Origin of the sequence: Enterobacter cloacae complex sp. 2022EL-00788, from assembly GCF_026627565.1 — a bacterium.
GTDB lineage: Bacteria > Pseudomonadota > Gammaproteobacteria > Enterobacterales > Enterobacteriaceae > Enterobacter > Enterobacter pasteurii.
In genome coordinates this window covers 1-16,008 of record NZ_JAPNMC010000025.1, presented here as the reverse complement: position 1 = coordinate 16,008, position 16,008 = coordinate 1, and the positions used below count along the sequence as shown (strand labels likewise).

General features: G+C 56.2%; 18 protein-coding genes and 1 other RNA gene. 7 read left to right on the top strand and 12 right to left on the bottom strand.

Annotated features, from left to right (window positions below):
- Positions 1-19: 19 nt before the first annotated feature.
- Both OWK27_RS23745 and OWK27_RS23740 read left to right on the top strand, forming a co-directional pair.
- On the top strand, positions 20-811 hold the full coding sequence (locus OWK27_RS23745; protein WP_003863130.1) for a cytochrome C assembly family protein: 792 nt from the start codon (positions 20-22) through the stop codon (positions 809-811).
- Between the two features lie 19 nt (positions 812-830).
- Positions 831-2,117: an HlyC/CorC family transporter gene (locus OWK27_RS23740; protein ID WP_148421492.1), complete on the top strand. Its 1,287-nt coding sequence runs from the start codon at positions 831-833 to the stop codon at positions 2,115-2,117.
- Positions 2,118-2,169: 52 nt separating this feature from the next.
- On the opposite strand, the gene grpE is transcribed toward OWK27_RS23740, so the two are convergent.
- Positions 2,170-2,763 carry a nucleotide exchange factor GrpE gene (grpE, locus tag OWK27_RS23735; RefSeq protein ID WP_063865224.1) on the bottom strand — a complete coding sequence of 198 codons (594 nt, stop codon included), beginning with the start codon at positions 2,761-2,763 and terminating at the stop codon, positions 2,170-2,172.
- Positions 2,764-2,885: 122 nt separating this feature from the next.
- On the opposite strand from grpE, the gene nadK reads away from it, so the two are divergent.
- The 3 genes from nadK (at position 2,886) to bamE (ending at position 5,988) form a co-directional block, all read left to right on the top strand.
- Entirely contained in the window at positions 2,886-3,764 is an 879-nt protein-coding gene (gene nadK / locus OWK27_RS23730; protein WP_063841620.1) for an NAD(+) kinase, read from the top strand.
- An 85-nt stretch (positions 3,765-3,849) separates the two neighbouring features.
- Positions 3,850-5,511 carry a DNA repair protein RecN gene (gene recN, locus OWK27_RS23725; RefSeq protein ID WP_267591335.1) on the top strand — a complete coding sequence of 554 codons (1,662 nt, stop codon included), beginning with the start codon at positions 3,850-3,852 and terminating at the stop codon, positions 5,509-5,511.
- Between the two features lie 138 nt (positions 5,512-5,649).
- Positions 5,650-5,988: an outer membrane protein assembly factor BamE gene (gene bamE, locus OWK27_RS23720; protein ID WP_006178060.1), complete on the top strand. Its 339-nt coding sequence runs from the start codon at positions 5,650-5,652 to the stop codon at positions 5,986-5,988.
- A 71-nt stretch (positions 5,989-6,059) separates the two neighbouring features.
- On the opposite strand, the gene OWK27_RS23715 is transcribed toward bamE, so the two are convergent.
- Together OWK27_RS23715 and OWK27_RS23710 are read right to left on the bottom strand one after the other, a co-directional pair.
- Entirely contained in the window at positions 6,060-6,347 is a 288-nt protein-coding gene (locus tag OWK27_RS23715; protein WP_148421484.1) for an RnfH family protein, read from the bottom strand.
- Positions 6,337-6,774 (bottom strand): type II toxin-antitoxin system RatA family toxin, encoded by a 438-nt coding sequence (locus tag OWK27_RS23710; protein WP_209007155.1) that lies wholly within the window; start codon positions 6,772-6,774, stop codon positions 6,337-6,339. Before OWK27_RS23710 ends, OWK27_RS23715 begins: the two co-directional genes overlap by 11 nt.
- Positions 6,775-6,930: 156 nt before the next feature.
- Here OWK27_RS23710 and smpB point away from each other — a divergent pair, with 156 nt between their 5' ends.
- Together smpB and ssrA are read left to right on the top strand one after the other, a co-directional pair.
- On the top strand, positions 6,931-7,413 hold the full coding sequence (gene smpB / locus OWK27_RS23705) for an SsrA-binding protein SmpB (protein ID WP_063956759.1): 483 nt from the start codon (positions 6,931-6,933) through the stop codon (positions 7,411-7,413).
- Between the two features lie 89 nt (positions 7,414-7,502).
- Positions 7,503-7,866, top strand: a transfer-messenger RNA (tmRNA) gene (gene ssrA / locus OWK27_RS23700).
- A 116-nt stretch (positions 7,867-7,982) separates the two neighbouring features.
- Here ssrA and OWK27_RS23695 read toward each other — a convergent pair.
- From OWK27_RS23695 to OWK27_RS23655, 9 genes are all read right to left on the bottom strand, one after another.
- On the bottom strand, positions 7,983-8,198 hold the full coding sequence (locus tag OWK27_RS23695; protein ID WP_072015918.1) for an ogr/Delta-like zinc finger family protein: 216 nt from the start codon (positions 8,196-8,198) through the stop codon (positions 7,983-7,985).
- A gap of 67 nt (positions 8,199-8,265) precedes the next feature.
- Positions 8,266-9,369: a phage late control D family protein gene (locus tag OWK27_RS23690; RefSeq protein ID WP_085036885.1), complete on the bottom strand. Its 1,104-nt coding sequence runs from the start codon at positions 9,367-9,369 to the stop codon at positions 8,266-8,268.
- Positions 9,366-9,851, bottom strand: a complete 486-nt coding sequence (locus tag OWK27_RS23685) for a phage tail protein (protein ID WP_085036886.1) — start codon at positions 9,849-9,851, stop codon at positions 9,366-9,368. Before OWK27_RS23685 ends, OWK27_RS23690 begins: the two co-directional genes overlap by 4 nt.
- Complete coding sequence (locus OWK27_RS23680) at positions 9,848-12,922, bottom strand: phage tail tape measure protein (protein ID WP_267591334.1); 3,075 nt, start codon at positions 12,920-12,922, stop codon at positions 9,848-9,850. The genes OWK27_RS23685 and OWK27_RS23680 overlap by 4 nt, the downstream gene beginning before the upstream one ends.
- Positions 12,915-13,034, bottom strand: a complete 120-nt coding sequence (locus OWK27_RS23675; RefSeq protein ID WP_007848878.1) for a GpE family phage tail protein — start codon at positions 13,032-13,034, stop codon at positions 12,915-12,917. The genes OWK27_RS23680 and OWK27_RS23675 overlap by 8 nt, the downstream gene beginning before the upstream one ends.
- 14 nt (positions 13,035-13,048) lie before the next feature.
- Positions 13,049-13,351 carry a phage tail assembly protein gene (locus tag OWK27_RS23670; RefSeq protein WP_045325513.1) on the bottom strand — a complete coding sequence of 101 codons (303 nt, stop codon included), beginning with the start codon at positions 13,349-13,351 and terminating at the stop codon, positions 13,049-13,051.
- Positions 13,352-13,405: 54 nt separating this feature from the next.
- The gene (locus OWK27_RS23665; RefSeq protein ID WP_267591333.1) at positions 13,406-13,921 is read right to left on the bottom strand and encodes a phage major tail tube protein; all 516 of its coding nucleotides are present in this window, start codon (positions 13,919-13,921) and stop codon (positions 13,406-13,408) included.
- Between the two features lie 9 nt (positions 13,922-13,930).
- A complete protein-coding gene (locus OWK27_RS23660) occupies positions 13,931-15,103 on the bottom strand; it encodes a phage tail sheath protein (RefSeq protein WP_267591332.1) in 1,173 nt (390 codons plus the stop codon).
- Positions 15,104-15,210: 107 nt separating this feature from the next.
- Positions 15,211-15,774: a recombinase family protein gene (locus OWK27_RS23655; protein WP_045325517.1), complete on the bottom strand. Its 564-nt coding sequence runs from the start codon at positions 15,772-15,774 to the stop codon at positions 15,211-15,213.
- Between the last annotated feature and the right edge of the window lie 234 nt (positions 15,775-16,008).

Below are 16,008 nucleotides of genomic sequence, written 5' to 3'. Positions count from 1 at the left end.
GACAACTGTCGACGCCTATATGCCTGTTTTCGCACTGATCGCCCTTGTTGCCTACTCTGTCAGCCTCGCGCTGATCATTCCTGGCCTGCTGCAAAAAAACAGCGGCTGGCGGCGCATGGCTATTCTTTCGGCGGTGATCGCACTGATAAGCCACGCCTTTGCGCTGGAATCACGCATCATTCCCGGCGACGGCAGCGTGCAAAATCTGAGCGTGCTGAACGTCGGTTCGCTGGTCAGCCTGATGATCTGTACGGTAATGACCATTGTCGCGTCCAAAAACCGTGGCTGGCTGCTGCTGCCGATTGTCTACGCCTTCGCGCTGATCAACCTGGCGTTAGCCACGTTCATGCCCAACGAGTTTATTACCCATCTGGAAGCGACGCCGGGGATGCTGGTGCATATTGGTTTGTCGCTGTTTGCCTACGCGACGCTGATCATTGCCGCGCTCTACGCCATGCAGCTCGCGTGGATTGACTACCAGCTGAAAAATAAAAAACTGGCCTTCAACCACGAAATGCCGCCGCTGATGGTGATTGAGCGTAAGATGTTCCACATCACCCAGGTCGGCGTGGTTCTGCTGACGCTGACGCTGTGCACGGGCTTGTTTTATATGAAAAACCTGTTCAGCGTGGAGAATATCGATAAAGCGGTCCTCTCCATCATCGCGTGGTTTGTCTATATTGTCCTGTTATGGGGCCATTATCATGAAGGCTGGCGCGGTCGTCGCGTGGTCTGGTTCAACGTTGCGGGTGCGGGCATTCTCACGCTTGCCTACTTTGGCAGCCGCTTCATACAGCAATTTGCTGGCTAAGTCATAAAAGGAGTTCCCCCTGGAACACATCTCTACCACCACGCTGATCGTCATTCTGATCGCCATGGTGGTCATCTCCGCCTATTTCTCTGGCTCGGAAACCGGCATGATGACGCTGAACCGCTACCGGTTACGTCATCGTGCGAAACAGGGTAACCGTGCCGCGCGGCGTGTCGAAAAGCTGCTGCGTAAGCCGGACCGCCTGATTAGCCTGGTGCTTATCGGTAACAACCTGGTCAACATTCTCGCCTCTGCGCTGGGCACCATCGTCGGGATGCGTCTGTACGGTAACGCCGGCGTGGCCATTGCCACCGGGGTGCTCACGTTTGTGGTGCTGGTGTTTGCCGAAGTGCTGCCTAAAACCATCGCGGCGCTCTACCCGGAGAAAGTCGCCTATCCGAGCAGCTTCCTGCTGGCACCGCTGCTCATTCTGATGATGCCGCTGGTCTGGCTGCTGAATATGGTGACCCGCGTGCTGATGCGCATGGTCGGCATAAAGGCGGACGTCACTATCAGCAGCGCGCTCAGCAAGGATGAACTTCGTACCATCGTGAACGAATCCCGCTCGCAGATCTCCCGCCGCAATCAGGACATGCTCCTGTCGGTGCTGGATCTGGAAAAGGTCAGCGTTGACGACATCATGGTGCCGCGCAATGAAATTGTCGGAATCGATATTAACGACGACTGGAAGGCTATCGTCCGCCAGCTGACGCACTCCCCGCACGGGCGCATCGTGCTTTATCGTGATTCACTCGACGATGCTATCAGCATGCTGCGCGTGCGCGAGGCCTATCGTCTGATGACCGAGAAAAACGAGTTCACCAAAGAGGTGATGCTGCGCGCCGCCGACGAAATCTACTACGTACCGGAAGGCACCCCGCTCAGCACGCAGCTGGTGAAGTTCCAGCGCAACAAGAAGAAGGTCGGTCTGGTGGTAGATGAATACGGCGATATTCAGGGGCTTGTGACCGTTGAAGATATTCTGGAAGAGATCGTCGGGGACTTCACGACCTCAATGTCACCGTCCCTTGCGGAAGAAGTCACGCCGCAAAACGACGGCTCGGTGCTTATCGACGGCAGCGCCAACATTCGTGAAATCAATAAAGCGTTTAACTGGCACTTGCCGGAAGATGAAGCGCGGACGATGAACGGCATGATTCTGGAAGCGCTGGAAGAGATCCCGGCGGCAGGTACGCGCGTGCGTATTGAACAGTATGATATTGATATTCTGGACGTTCAGGACAACATGATTAAGCAGGTGAAAGTCCTGCCCGTTACGCCGCTTCGGGAAAGTATTGCCGAATAAAATGTAGTGCCGGGTAAGGCGAACACTGCCACCCGGCACTACAGGCAGCGCATTACGCTTTCGCTTTCGCCACGGTCACCATCGCAGCGCGAATAGTACGGCCGTTCAGGGTGTAGCCTTTCTGCATCACGCCCAGCACGTTACCCGCGGTAACGTCTTCTGATTCCACCATCGCGATGGCCTGGTGAACGTTTGGATCCAGCGGTACATCAGTATCGGCAATCACTTCAACACCGAACTTACGCACCACATCCAGCATGGATTTCAGCGTCAGCTCAATGCCTTCAATCATCGCCGCGTTATCCGGGTTAGCTTTATCCGCCACTTCCAGCGCGCGATCCAGGCTGTCGATTACCGGCAGCAGCTCGTTGACGAATTTCTCCAGCGCAAATTTGTGCGCCTTTTCAACGTCCAGCTCGGTACGACGGCGCAGGTTTTCCATTTCCGCTTTGATACGCAGTACGCCATCGCGTTCGCGATTCTGCGCTTCTACCAACTGAGCTTCCAGATTGGCAATTTTTTCATCGCGCGGGTCCACCTGCTCAGCTGACGCGTCTGGCTCTACTGCCTCAACTTCATCGTGCTGTTCCGTGATAATTTCTTCAGGGGCTTGCCCCTCAGGCGTTTTCTGTTCTTTACTACTCATGAATTTCTCCGCGTTTTTCTGCATTCATCTCGCTAACTTCGCTTATTATGGGGATCAGTTTCCTGGATTCAAGGGAACAAGGCAGATTGTCATCATTCATCAGGCACAAGGACCTCCAGAACATGAATAATCATTTCAGGTGTATTGGGATCGTCGGCCATCCGCGTCACCCTACCGCATTGACGACACATGAAATGTTGTATCGCTGGCTGTGTGGCAAAGGCTATGAAGTGATGGTCGAGCAGCAAATCGCCCAGGAGTTGCAGCTTAAAAGCGTTAAAACCGGCACGCTGGCGGAAATCGGCCAGCAGGCGGACCTCGCCGTGGTGGTCGGCGGCGACGGCAATATGCTGGGCGCGGCACGCACGCTGGCTCGCTATGATATTAAGGTTATCGGTATTAACCGCGGCAATCTCGGTTTCCTGACCGACCTCGACCCGGACAATGCGCAGCAGCAGCTGGCGGACGTGCTGGAAGGTCACTATATCAGTGAAAAACGGTTTTTACTCGAAGCCCAGGTGTGCCAGCAGGACTGCCAGAAGCGCATCAGCACCGCCATTAACGAAGTGGTGCTTCACCCTGGTAAAGTGGCGCACATGATTGAGTTCGAAGTCTATATCGACGAAATCTTCGCCTTCTCGCAGCGCTCAGACGGGCTGATTATCTCCACGCCTACAGGCTCAACCGCCTACTCGCTCTCAGCTGGCGGCCCCATTCTGACGCCATCGCTGGATGCGATAACCCTGGTCCCCATGTTCCCGCACACCCTCTCGGCGCGTCCGCTGGTGATCAACGGCGACAGCACCATCCGTCTGCGTTTTTCCCATCGCCGCAGCGACCTGGAGATCAGCTGTGACAGCCAGATTGCGCTCCCCATTCAGGAGGGTGAGGATGTATTAATTCGCCGCTGCGATTACCACCTGAATCTGATTCATCCCAAAGATTACAGCTATTTCAATACATTAAGCTCGAAGCTCGGCTGGTCAAAAAAATTGTTCTGATTTTGCATCCAGTACTTTACTGTATATAAAACCAGTTTATACTGTATGAAAACACAGTTATGGTTTTTCATACAGGAAAACAATTATGCTGGCACAACTGACCATCAGCAACTTTGCCATTGTTCGTGAGCTTGAGATCGACTTCCATAGCGGCATGACGGCAATTACCGGGGAAACCGGTGCAGGTAAATCCATTGCCATTGATGCCCTCGGCTTGTGCCTCGGCGGCCGTGCAGAGGGTGATATGGTGCGCGCAGGCGCAGCCCGTGCAGACCTCTGCGCCCGCTTCTCGTTAAAAGATACCCCTGCGGCCCTCCGCTGGCTGGAAGCGAACCAGCTTGAAGATGGACGTGAGTGTTTACTTCGCCGCGTCATCAGCAGCGACGGCCGTTCCCGCGGCTTCATCAACGGCACGGCGGTGCCTCTTTCCCAGCTTCGCGAGCTGGGTCAGCTTCTTATCCAGATCCACGGCCAGCATGCGCACCAGCAGCTAATCAAACCCGAACAGCAGAAAGCCCTGCTTGATGGCTACGCAGGTGAGTACGCGCTTACTCAGCTGATGGCGGATCACTACCGCCAGTGGCACCAGAGCTGTCGCGAACTCGCCCTGCATCAGCAGCAAAGCCAGGAGCGCACCGCGCGCGCCGAGCTGCTGGAATATCAGCTGAAAGAGCTGAACGAATTTAACCCGCAGGCGGGTGAATTTGAGCAAATCGACGAGGAGTACAAGCGTCTGGCCAACAGCGGCCAGCTGCTCTCCACCAGCCAGACTGCCCTAAACATGCTGGCGGATGGCGAGGACGTGAATTTGCAAAGCCAACTGTACAACGTGCGTCAGCTTGTTACCGAGCTGACCGGCATGGACAGTAAGCTGTCTGGCGTGCTGGATATGCTGGAAGAAGCGGCGATTCAGATTTCCGAAGCCGGAGATGAACTACGCCATTACTGCGATCGCCTGGATCTGGACCCGAATCGTCTGTTCGAGCTTGAGCAACGCATCTCCCGTCAGATTTCACTGGCGCGCAAACACCACGTTACGCCGGAAGAGTTGCCGAACTACTATCAGTCTCTACTGGAAGAGCAGCAGCAGCTGGACGATCAGGCCGACTCCCTCGAAACCCTGTCTCTGGCGGTAAATCTGCATCATCAGCAGGCGCTGGAAACGGCGAAACGGCTGCACGACGTGCGGCAACACTACGCGCTGGAGCTCAGCCAGCACATTACCGAGAGCATGCACACGCTGGCGATGCCGCATGGCGTGTTCACTATCGATGTTCGTTTTGAGGAGCATCACCTGACGGCAGAAGGCGCGGATCGTATTGAGTTCCGGGTCACCACCAACCCGGGCCAGCCGTTGCAGGCCATTTCGAAAGTGGCGTCCGGCGGCGAGCTGTCGCGTATCGCGCTGGCTATTCAGGTGATTACCGCCCGTAAAATGGAAACCCCGGCACTGATTTTCGATGAAGTGGATGTTGGTATCAGCGGCCCGACCGCTGCCGTTGTTGGTAAGCTGCTGCGTCAGCTGGGTGAATCAACCCAGGTTATGTGCGTTACCCACCTGCCGCAGGTAGCGGGATGTGGCCATCATCACTTTATCGTCAGCAAAGAAACCGATGGCGAAATGACGGAAACGCACATGAAGCCGCTGGATAAACGCTCGCGGCTGCAGGAGCTCGCACGCCTGCTGGGCGGCAGTGAAGTCACCCGTAATACGCTTGCGAATGCGAAAGAACTGCTGGCGGCATAAACTTTTTCGGGATCTCAGGGTCATACAGAACAATAAAAACGCCGCAAGACCGGTTTCAAAGTGGGACAAGGTCTATTATCATCGGCATATTACATATGAGCCGCGTACTGCTCGGGCCCGAAAAGGAATCAAATCACTATGCGCTGTAAAACGCTGACCGCTGCCGCAGCGGTTCTTCTGATGTTGACCGCAGGCTGTTCCACTCTGGAGAAAGTGGTTTACCGTCCTGACATCAACCAGGGGAACTACCTTACCCCTAACGATGTGTCCAAAATCCGTGTGGGAATGACACAACAGCAGGTCGCTTATGCACTGGGAACCCCGATGATGTCCGATCCGTTCGGTACAAATACCTGGTTCTATGTATTCCGCCAGCAGCCTGGTCATGAGAATGTGACTCAGCAAACACTGACGCTGACCTTCAGCAGCGCTGGCGTGTTGACCAACATCGATAACAAGCCTGCCCTGACTAAATAATCAGGTGTCAGAAATACAAAAAGGTGCTCATTGAGCACCTTTTTTGTTTTCCTTGAGCCCCCTGGAACAGGCTACTTACCCGATTTCTCCGCTCGCTGGCGACGCAACTCTTTCGGGTCGGCAATCAGTGGACGATAAATCTCAACCCTGTCGCCCTCTTTCAGCACATCACCCAGCTTAACCGGACGGCTGTAGATGCCGACTTTGTTCTTCGCCAGGTCAATGTCGCTGCGAAGCTCAAGGATACCAGACGCGCGAATGGCCTCCTCAACGGTCGCCCCTTCTTCCAGCGTCACGCGCTGCAAATACTGCTTCTGCGGCAGCGCGTACACCACCTCAACAGCAATCTTATGCGACACTGTAAACCTCTTTGGCGCGCGTGGTGAACGCCTGAACCATATTCGAGGCTAGCTCTTTAAAGATGCGGCCAAACGCCAGTTCGATCAGCTTATTGGTAAATTCAAAATCCAGATGGAACTCAATGCGGCAGGCGTCCGCGCTGAGCGGCGTAAACTTCCACCCTCCCATCAGTTTTTTAAACGGACCATCCACCAGATGCATCAAGATACTCTGATTGCTCGTCAGGGTATTGCGCGTGGTGAACGTTTTGCTGATCCCCGCTTTGGAGACATCCACGGCCGCGGTCATCTGCGTCGGACCGGACTCCAGCACCCGGCTACCGGTACATCCCGGTATAAATTGCGGATAGGACTGGACGTCGTTCACTAACTGATACATTTGTTCCGCGCTGTAGGGAACAAGCGCAGTACGGCTAATCTGAGGCATAGCATTTTCCATGGTCACACAACGGACAAATAATAACATTTATCACCTGTTAAAAAAACGCTAAGCCTTATCTCGTGCTAAGATAGCGCGTTAGACCTCACGGGACGCAATGAGGTGACTTTTTAAAATCAGATTACCGACGGCTTTACGACACTTATGACGAAGAAAAAAGCACATAAACCTGGTTCGGCGACCATTGCGCTCAACAAGCGTGCTCGCCACGAGTATTTCATCGAAGAAGAATTCGAGGCTGGCCTTGCGCTGCAGGGCTGGGAAGTAAAATCGCTGCGTGCCGGGAAGGCAAACATCGGCGACAGTTACGTGATCCTGAAAGACGGCGAGGCCTTCCTGTTTGGCGCAAACTTTACGCCGCTGACCGTCGCCTCGTCGCATTACGTGTGCGACCCTACGCGCACCCGTAAGCTGCTGCTTAACAAGCGCGAACTGGAATCCCTTTACGGGCGCATAAACCGTGAAGGCTTCACGGTGGTGGCGCTTTCTATGTACTGGAAAAACGCCTGGTGCAAAGTGAAAATCGGCGTCGCGAAAGGTAAAAAACAGCACGATAAACGTACAGACCTGAAAGAGCGCGAGTGGCAACTGGATAAAGCGCGCATCATGAAGAATGCAGGACGTTGATTCTGCGCACTTATTGTACTATTCAATAAGTTAGCGTTTCGGGCTGGTATCGAGGATGTGAAATCTGGTATACTGAGTTCAACACTATTGGGGCTGATTCTGGATTCGACGGGATTTGCGAAACCCAAGGTGCATGCCGAGGGGCGGTTTGCCTCGTTAAAAGCCGCAAAAAAATAGTCGCAAACGACGAAAACTACGCTTTAGCAGCTTAATAACCTGCTCTGAGCCCTCTCTCCCTAGCTTCCGCTCTTAAGACGGGGATCAAAGAGAGGTCAAACCCAAAAGAGATCGCGTGGAGGCCCTGCCTGGGGTTGAAGCGTTAAAACTAATCAGGCTAGTACGTTAGTGGCGTGTCTGTCCGCAGCTGGCGTGCGAATGTAAAGACAAACTAAGCATGTAGTACCGAGGATGTAGAAATTTCGGACGCGGGTTCAACTCCCGCCAGCTCCACCAAATAAAACAAGGGGTTACGTGAAAGCGTAGCCCCTTTTTTTATACCAGTGGCGGCAAAATGGCGACAGCGTTTTGGTTGTGGCGACGGCAGGCATAAAAAAACCCGCCTTAGCGGGTTAGTATGCAAATTGTTCCTGCATGCCTTTTGGGTGAGGTGGGGCTGCGCTGATTTTTTGAGGGCGGCACACTGAGCGAACAAATGTTTCATGCGTTACGAATGTATGGCCGCACTCGATATTAGTGCACTGGTTATAGCGTTCCTTAGTTTCGCTGGACACCTGAAAACTGCTGCGGGTATGTGCTGCAAGTCCGCATAATGGGCAGTTCATCATTATAGTTTCCCCTCACCTTTGCTGATATCGCAATAATGATACACCATTATTCAATAATGAGAACCTGTCATTCCATTTCGAGATCGTCTATTTTCACTTCAAGCTCAAGGCTGGTAACAAATCCGTTATCCGGGCTGATAGTGTGGGTCAGCGTGGTTATGGTCCATTCCGCATCATCTATTGGCTGTTTAAAGCCGCTGACCTTTAGCGGCATTTCCGTATAGAGATCGGCCCGGCCCTCTGCGAGCTGCAACGAGAATGACGCCACCCCGCGCTGCAGCCGTTCCCACTGCATCTTTGCCGCCCGTTCAGCATTAGCCCTGTTTGCGTAGGTCCGGTTAAGTACCAGCACGTTTTCATCCGTCCCCACCAGATAGTCCCCCTGTTTAGCCTCCGGCTGCTTTGGTTTTGTGGTTTTCTTCCGGCGGCGGCGCTTAACTTTCGTCACTTCTTTTTTCTTTGGCTCCCGGGTGTGCAGCCAGCTGGCAATAACCCCGGTATAGGCGCCACGGTCTGCCAGAGTAAAGCGGTGCCCGTCACCGTCCTTTCGCGTGATGGTCACTACCGGCAACGGCTTGCCGCTTGCTGTTCGCCCCTGGCCCTGCCGGATAAACAGCAGGTTGCCATCCTTGACGGATGCTATAGCCCCGTACTGGCGCGCCAGTTTCATCAGAAAACTCGCGTCACTTTCATTTGTCTGGTCCAGGTGATCCAGCGGCCGGTCAGCCAGGTCCTGCCCGATAGCCATTTTCAGGTTGTGGCGGGCCGCGATTTCCCTGACTACCTCCCCCACGGTTGTCTGATGCCAGGACTTTTCACGGCGGATATTCAGGGTTGCGCGGAAATCAGCACTGCGGGCACGAATGGTGAGGCGATCAGGTGCGCCGCTGTGCTCAATTTCATCCACCGTAAACGAGCCTTTAGGGAAAAGCGGCTGCCCTTCCCACCCCAGCGCAAACTGAATGACCGCACCACGACGCGGCAGGACAATCTGCCCGTCCGCGTCGTCCAGTTCCAGATCAAGCTGGTCCGCTTCAAAGCCCCGGTTGTCAGTGAGCGTCACGCCCATCAGGCGATTATCCAGCACGGTTGTAACGTCCTTGCCTTCGATCACAATACTGAAGCCCGGACTTTTGCCGTACAGGCTCAGGAGTTCAGAACTAAAATTCACTGCAGTAGCCCTCCAACCGTATTTTGAATATCCCCTATCGCAGACGTAGCGGTGTCTTTCAGGTTGCTGAGCTGGTCACTCAGGTTGCCAAACATATCAGACAGAGATTCATCCACCCTTTTGAGCGTCAGCGTGAACTCAATCCGCCGCGGCGTGCCGCTTTCGAAAAACTCCGTCTTTGTCTGGCCCAGGCTCTCGATCACAAACATGCCGTAAATCGTCCCGCTGCCCTCAATCAGGGGCCAAGCCTTGCCCTGCTCTGCCATCTGCTCCAGCGCCAGCAGGGACAGCCTGCCGCCGGTGATTTCCGGCAGCAGCACGCCGGAAAGCGTCAGCGAGTCGTTGTCCGGGCCAAGAAACTGCGTTGACGGGCGGCGATTAACGCGGCTGTTAACCGCGTGCCGCCAGCTGCGCTGATACTGCAGCTCCTGATACGGCACCGTGCGCAGCATGAAAACGTATAACCCCAGCACCATCATCATGCGTCATACCCCCCCTGGTCACTGTAGTTGCTGCGCGCCTTCGCGCGGGTGCGGCGTTCGCGCTCGTCGAGCTGGCGTGCAACTTCACGCGCAATATCCTGCGGGTTCTGCCCTGGCTGCGCATAAATCGTGATCGGCGCGTGCGTCTCAAAGCGCATCACTGCAGGTGCGCGGTCCGCCTTCGCGGGCTGGCTCTGTTGGTATGCCATGGCGGGAAGGCTGAACGGATGCAGGGGTGCAGCTTCTCCAGGTGCCGCCGCCATGCCCAGGGTTCCGGCCACAACCGAAGCCAGCGCCGCCGTGCGCCGTCTGCTGGTCACGTTTGCCGGGCCGTTCACGATTTCGGGGCCATTCTCTCCGACTATGCCAAACTGGCCGCGCGGGATGGTGCCGCCGTCGTCATACATGCCAGCAAACCCCATCATGGGGAAGCCGCCGGGCGGCAGCACCACTTTCCCGTCGCTGTTCACCGTGGGAGGCTGCTGCTTCACCACCTGCTCCGGCAGCTTCGCCTTTGCCGCTTCCTTGCTGACGATGCCGAGTTTTTCAAGCAGCCACGACACGCCAGTTTTAAGCGACTCCAGCGGGTGCATGACCATGTTCAGGCCTTCGGCCAGGGCCTCACCGAACCGCCGCCCCATAGAGGCCGCGTTATTCAGTTCGGCAGCCGTGGATTTGACCGGCGTCAGCAGGTCGCCAAACCATCCCCAGAGTGCCCTGACCTTATCGCCAATCCACTCAAACACCGGGCGCAGGGGCTCAAACGCTTCACTGATTGGCCCTGCGGCAGCTTTAAACCCCTCCACCACGCCACCCAGAAATGCGCTGATAGGCTGCCAGTATTTCCAGACAACCAGTGCCACACCAGCCAGCGCAGCCACAACCAGCCCTATCGGGCTTAGCAGCGCGCCCAGCAGGCCAGAAATTCCATAAAGCGCAACGCGAAGTAATGCCAGCGGGCCGGACACCAGGAAGCGCAGCACGCCACCGGCGGCGGATAACCCGCCCCGTAATGCTGCCAGGGGGTTCATCACCATACCGACAACATTACGAATACCCGCCATTCCGGCGCGTAACAGGTTAAGCGGGGCACCGGCTAACGTCTTCAGCGCATTGCCCGCCACCCCGGCGGAGCGCCGCAGCGCATTGAGCGGAGCAGTCAGCAAACTTGCGCCACCGCCAGCTGAAGCCATCCCGCGACGTAACACGGAAAGCGGTGCATTTGCCAGCCAGGACAGCGCGCTGCCGGTGCGCGTAACTGCAGTAAATACGGACGGAAGCGTTTTTACGCCCAGCATGGACAAACCAAACCGGATTACGGCAATCGGCCCCAGCACCGCTGCCACCGCAACGGCCAGCGTGCCCAGCGCCAGCGTGATTGCGGCGGTGGCGGCGGCAACTTTCATCAGCGTGCCTGCCAGCTCCGGGTTGGTTTCTATCCAGCGCCGCAGCCCACCCGTTACGCTTTTGACGTAATCCATGATATCCATCAGCGGCTGACGCAGCGTTTCGCCCAGGCTGCTGAAGGCGTTCTGTGCGCCCGCTTTTACCAGCATCCACTGCGCAGAAAGCGAATCCTTATTAATGTCGGACTCTTTCTGCATTGAGCCGTTTGCACTATTTCCGGCTGTGAGCTGCAGCTGGCGGCGCAGTTCCGGCAGGTTGTTAGCCAGCTTTGCGGCATCGTCGCCAAACTCCTTTCCGAAAAGCATCGTCATGGCGGACAGGCGCTTGTCCTGCGGCAGCTTCTGCACCTTCTCCATTACCCGCAGAATGGTGCCCATGGCATCCTTCGCCATCTGCTTTTCGAGCTCTCTGGGCTTGAGCTTCAGCATGTCCATGCCATCCATAAAGCGGTCACTTTGCATGGTGGCAATGGACAGCTCGCGCACCATGGCGTTTGATGCACTGGCGGCAATTTCCGGCGCCGCACCTAATGACAGGAATGTGGAGCCAAGCGCCGCCGCCTTACGGAAGTCCAGGCGGTCAGCCACACCACCCATACGCTGCAGCACGTCAATAATGTCCGCGCCCTTAGACATGGCGTTATCGTCCAGGTAGTTCAGCGCATCGCCCAGCTGCTCAATATTGCGGGTCGGCACCTTGTAGAGGCTCGCGATTTTACCCAGCCCTTCAGCCAGTTCATCGGCGGGCAGTTCAAACGCCGTGGCCGCTTTGGCCGCCGTACTGGCAAAGGCCAGCAGGTCACGCTTCTGGTCTTCGTAGGGATCGTCCTGATTGGTTACACCCATGCGCGCGCCACCTTCTACAAGGGCGGCATAGTCAATAGCGCCATTCTCCATGGGAAGCTGTTCACTGGCGGCCTTGATGGCGGCCTGCATGTCATAAAACTGCTTAGTACGGTTGCCGTTATCATCCCGCAAACCGTTGACCTGCTTTGCCACGCCTTTCATGGCGTCTTCCATGCTGGCATAGCTTTTCACTGCTGCTGCGACCGGAGCCCCCATTGCCAGCCCTGCCGCTGAGGTTGTAGCCCCGGCCCCGGCGATGCGATCCCGCACCTCCAGGCTGCGGGAATACCGCTCCCTGACGGCGTTAACCCTGGCCTGCTGCTCACCGAGGCGTTTAAGGGATTTCTGCTGACGGTCCAGCGCCTGTCGGGTTTCGTCGGCGTTCTGGCGCAGCTCGCGCTGGGCGCTGCTGAGCTTACGGGTATCAAGTCCGGCCTCATTCAGCGCAAGGCGTTGCTTCTGAACCGACTGCCGCAGGCCGTTGTATTTGGTCTGCAGTTCCGAAACGCGGTTTTTCGCCTGTTCAAGCAGGCGGGCCTGCGCCGCCGTCGGGCGATTTGTAATGGTAAACTGCGTGGCGAGCCTGGCCGCTTCTTCGCGCGCGGCTTTAAGGTTGTTACCGGTGATTGCCAGCTGCGCACTGGATTTACGAAAGCCATCAATTTTGCCCGCCTGCGCGTCTAACTCTTTCAGCCTGGCGCGGCTCTGTTGAATGGCGGTAGCCAGCTCTTTTGAGCTGGCCTGCGCAGAACGGAATGGGCGGGTGAGCTTATCAACCGCATTTAGAATCACCTGCAGGCGCAGGTTAGTGTCACTCATCGCTGGCCCCGCTTCTCTGAATCGCTTTATGCCGCCACTCCAGCACTTCGGTCAGCGGCATAACGTCAGTGACGGACGGCGGCCAGTGGAAAATGGTGGCGATATCTGCCACCAGATCGTCAACCGTCAGGCTGTCGGTAAACCGGCAAGCACCGACTTCTTCAACAAAAAAGTCACCACCTCAACGGACAGCGCGGTGAGATCGGCAGGGTCCAGCTCTGCCATTTCCTGCGCCGTCAGGGTCGGTGTGGAGATACGCGGAATGACGGTCATCATTGCGCCTACATCCATATCCATAATGGCCTGCAGGCGGGTGCCACGCAGCGCGCCGGATTGTGGTTTGCGCAGCACAATCTCTGTGATTTCGGTTTTACCGCGCTTGATGGGGGTGTCCAGCTGTACGGTCTTTTCAGTCAGGTTATCGCTCATGTTCTTTTCCTGTTAAGAGGTCACTGGCGCGGTTGCCCGCGCCGTTAAGGTTTATCAGAGGCCGAGGGCGTTACGGTGCGCTTCCATCAGGTCCGTGCCGCCAACGATTTCAATCATGTTAACCAGATCCACCTCATAGAGCACTTCGCCGTTGATGGTCAGCTTCGCGTAGCTGTTGGTGCTGCTGACTTTGGTGGTGTTGCTTTCGCCGGTCTTCCACTCGCCGGAATCCAGTTCCTTGTGGCGTCCGCGCACAACCAGCTCAACGGCCTGCACTTCGCCGGTATCGTCGCGCTGAATGGAACCGGTGAAACGCAGCTGGATGCCGTCAACGGTTGCCTTGCCCATCTGCTTGAATAACAGCAGTTCGGTGCCGCCGATTGAAAATTCCGTGTCCAGTGCGCCGTCATCCAGCCCCATGTCCACGTCCACCGCGCCCGGCATACCGCCGCCGCGATACTTCTCAAACTTGCGGGTAAATTTCGGCAGGGTCAGAGACTCAACGATCCCCTGCCAGTTATTCCCGTTGTTGAACAGGTTCAGGTGTTTTAACTTGCGTGGTAAAGCCATGGTGTCCCCTTACGCGCTGACCTGGCTGGAGAAATCCAGCAGGTACTGATCGGTGATGCGCTGGCGCAGCATCAGGTTTTCAAGCGGCGGCACCGGCGTGTAGTCGTAGTCGATAGTGAGCTTCCCGGCTTTTAGAGAGTCTTTATCGTTCACCGACTCATCCAGCCAGCAGTCTGCGCCGATGATGTAGCCCTGCGTTTTCAGGCTGCGCAGCTTGGCGCGAATACCTTCGATAATGTCACGGGCCAGCGACGGGTTAAGCACGCCATCCACCGCCCACATGTGCGCTTCTGCGATGGTGTCAGCCAGCACCTGCGCCGTTCGGGTGTAGTTTTCAAAGGCAAACAGCGGATCGTCACTGAGGCAACGGGAACCCCAGAAGCGGAAGCCATCTTTGCGGATAAGCGTGGTGATGTCGTTCTGGTTGAGCAGTCCCGCATCGGTTGCCGGGTCCTGCAGATCCCAGAACACATCGGCGGAAATGCCGGTGACGCCGTTCACGCCCACGTTGGACAAGGTTTTGTGCCACCCGGTCTGTTCGTCAATTTTGGCGCGCAGACCAAGCGCACGGGCGGAGGCGTAAGCCGTCGCATCTGCATTCAGCACGGTGTCAAAGTTGATGAAGTCAGGCCAGATCAGCATCCCCTCGCGCTGGCTGAAATTGTCACGGTAGGCAATCGCTTCTTCCACCGTTTTGCAGCCGTAGGCTGACAGGTAGGCAAACCCGCGCAGACTCTGCGCTACGCTCAGCAGTTCAGTGGCAACCGCCTGCGTGTCGTGCCCCGGCACACCGAGAATGCGCGGCTTGACGCCCAGCTGCGACTGCGCCGAAAGCAGCGCTTTCATACCCGTTTTTTTACCGTCAGCGGTAACGCCGCCGATAATGTTGGAGGTGGTTTCCGCTTCGGTTTCACCCTGCGCCACACGTACAACGACGGTCACGGGTTTAGCCTGGTCTGCAATCGCATCCAGCGAACGGGCCAGCGTGCCGGACTCGCCCGCTTTGCCGCTGGCGGTCAGCACATCGGTCAGCAGGACCGGCTTGTTTAGGGGAAACATGGACGCATCAGCATCATCGCCGGTGCAGACCATGCCCACGATGGCGGTGCTCACCGTGGTAATGGATCGGGTGCCCTCGTTGACTTCAACAACGCGCACCCCGTGGTGGTAATCCTGAGCCATAAGGCAGTCTCTCCGGTTACAGGGGGTCTGCTTATGTTCTGGATGATGGGCCCGCAACGCACGTTACCCGCTATGTGCCACGGATGGCACAATAAGCGGGCGCCCTGTCAGGCAGGCGTCGCCAGGGTTGCGGGAAACTTTTTATAGAGCGTCGATATGCCCACATCAAAAATCAGGGCCACCCTTTGCCGCGTTTCACCGGCAGCGATTAACCGTCCGGCCTGCTCCCACTGTTCCGGCGTCAGCTTCGGTCTTCTGCCCCCTATTCGCCCCTGCGCCCGGGCGGCCTCCAGCCCCGCCCGGGTTCTCTCCACTATCAGCTCACGCTCCATTTCTGCCAGGGCCCCCATAACGTGGAAGAAAAAACGCCCCATGGGGGTCGATGTGTCAATGCTGTCCGTCAGGCTACGAAAATTTATGCCCCGCCCACGCAGATCTTCAATCAGCGTAACAAGATGGCGCATACTCCTGCCCAGCCGGTCAAGCTTCCAGACAACCAGCGTGTCACCTGCAGAAAGGGTACGCAGCACCTTTTTTAGTCCTGGCCGATCAGCGGTTTTACCGCTCATTTTATCTTCAAAAATTAGCTCACATCCTGCGCACTCAAGCGCGTTTCGCTGCAATGCGGTGTTTTGGTCATTTGTTGACACCCTTACATAACCAATTTGCATAAAAAATCACCCCTCAAAAAGCGAAAGATGATGCCACGTTTTATGCTCCTTTTGGGCAAGAGTGAGCGACGTTTAGATCAGCACCATTTGACCTTACTGCAGCAAATCTTCGTTTGGGAGAAGCGGCAAAAAGGACGGTTGGAAATAGCGCCAATCAACTACCTGACATGGCTTATTTCGCTAATAGCATTGCAGGCAACGGCTATGCAAAATTACCTAGTGGTTTAATTATTC

Coding starts and splice junctions, on each gene's coding strand:
- OWK27_RS23695 (WP_072015918.1), bottom strand. CDS start 8,198: ATGATGAACTGCCCATTATGCGGACTTGCAGCACATACCCGCAGCAGT.
- OWK27_RS23670 (WP_045325513.1), bottom strand. CDS start 13,351: ATGAGCGATAACCTGACTGAAAAGACCGTACAGCTGGACACCCCCATC.
- OWK27_RS23660 (WP_267591332.1), bottom strand. CDS start 15,103: ATGGCTCAGGATTACCACCACGGGGTGCGCGTTGTTGAAGTCAACGAG.
- grpE (WP_063865224.1), bottom strand. CDS start 2,763: ATGAGTAGTAAAGAACAGAAAACGCCTGAGGGGCAAGCCCCTGAAGAA.
- OWK27_RS23655 (WP_045325517.1), bottom strand. CDS start 15,774: ATGCAAATTGGTTATGTAAGGGTGTCAACAAATGACCAAAACACCGCA.
- OWK27_RS23685 (WP_085036886.1), bottom strand. CDS start 9,851: ATGATGATGGTGCTGGGGTTATACGTTTTCATGCTGCGCACGGTGCCG.
- nadK (WP_063841620.1), top strand. CDS start 2,886: ATGAATAATCATTTCAGGTGTATTGGGATCGTCGGCCATCCGCGTCAC.
- OWK27_RS23710 (WP_209007155.1), bottom strand. CDS start 6,774: ATGCCTCAGATTAGCCGTACTGCGCTTGTTCCCTACAGCGCGGAACAA.
- recN (WP_267591335.1), top strand. CDS start 3,850: ATGCTGGCACAACTGACCATCAGCAACTTTGCCATTGTTCGTGAGCTT.
- OWK27_RS23680 (WP_267591334.1), bottom strand. CDS start 12,922: ATGAGTGACACTAACCTGCGCCTGCAGGTGATTCTAAATGCGGTTGAT.
- OWK27_RS23745 (WP_003863130.1), top strand. CDS start 20: ATGCCTGTTTTCGCACTGATCGCCCTTGTTGCCTACTCTGTCAGCCTC.
- bamE (WP_006178060.1), top strand. CDS start 5,650: ATGCGCTGTAAAACGCTGACCGCTGCCGCAGCGGTTCTTCTGATGTTG.
- OWK27_RS23665 (WP_267591333.1), bottom strand. CDS start 13,921: ATGGCTTTACCACGCAAGTTAAAACACCTGAACCTGTTCAACAACGGG.
- smpB (WP_063956759.1), top strand. CDS start 6,931: ATGACGAAGAAAAAAGCACATAAACCTGGTTCGGCGACCATTGCGCTC.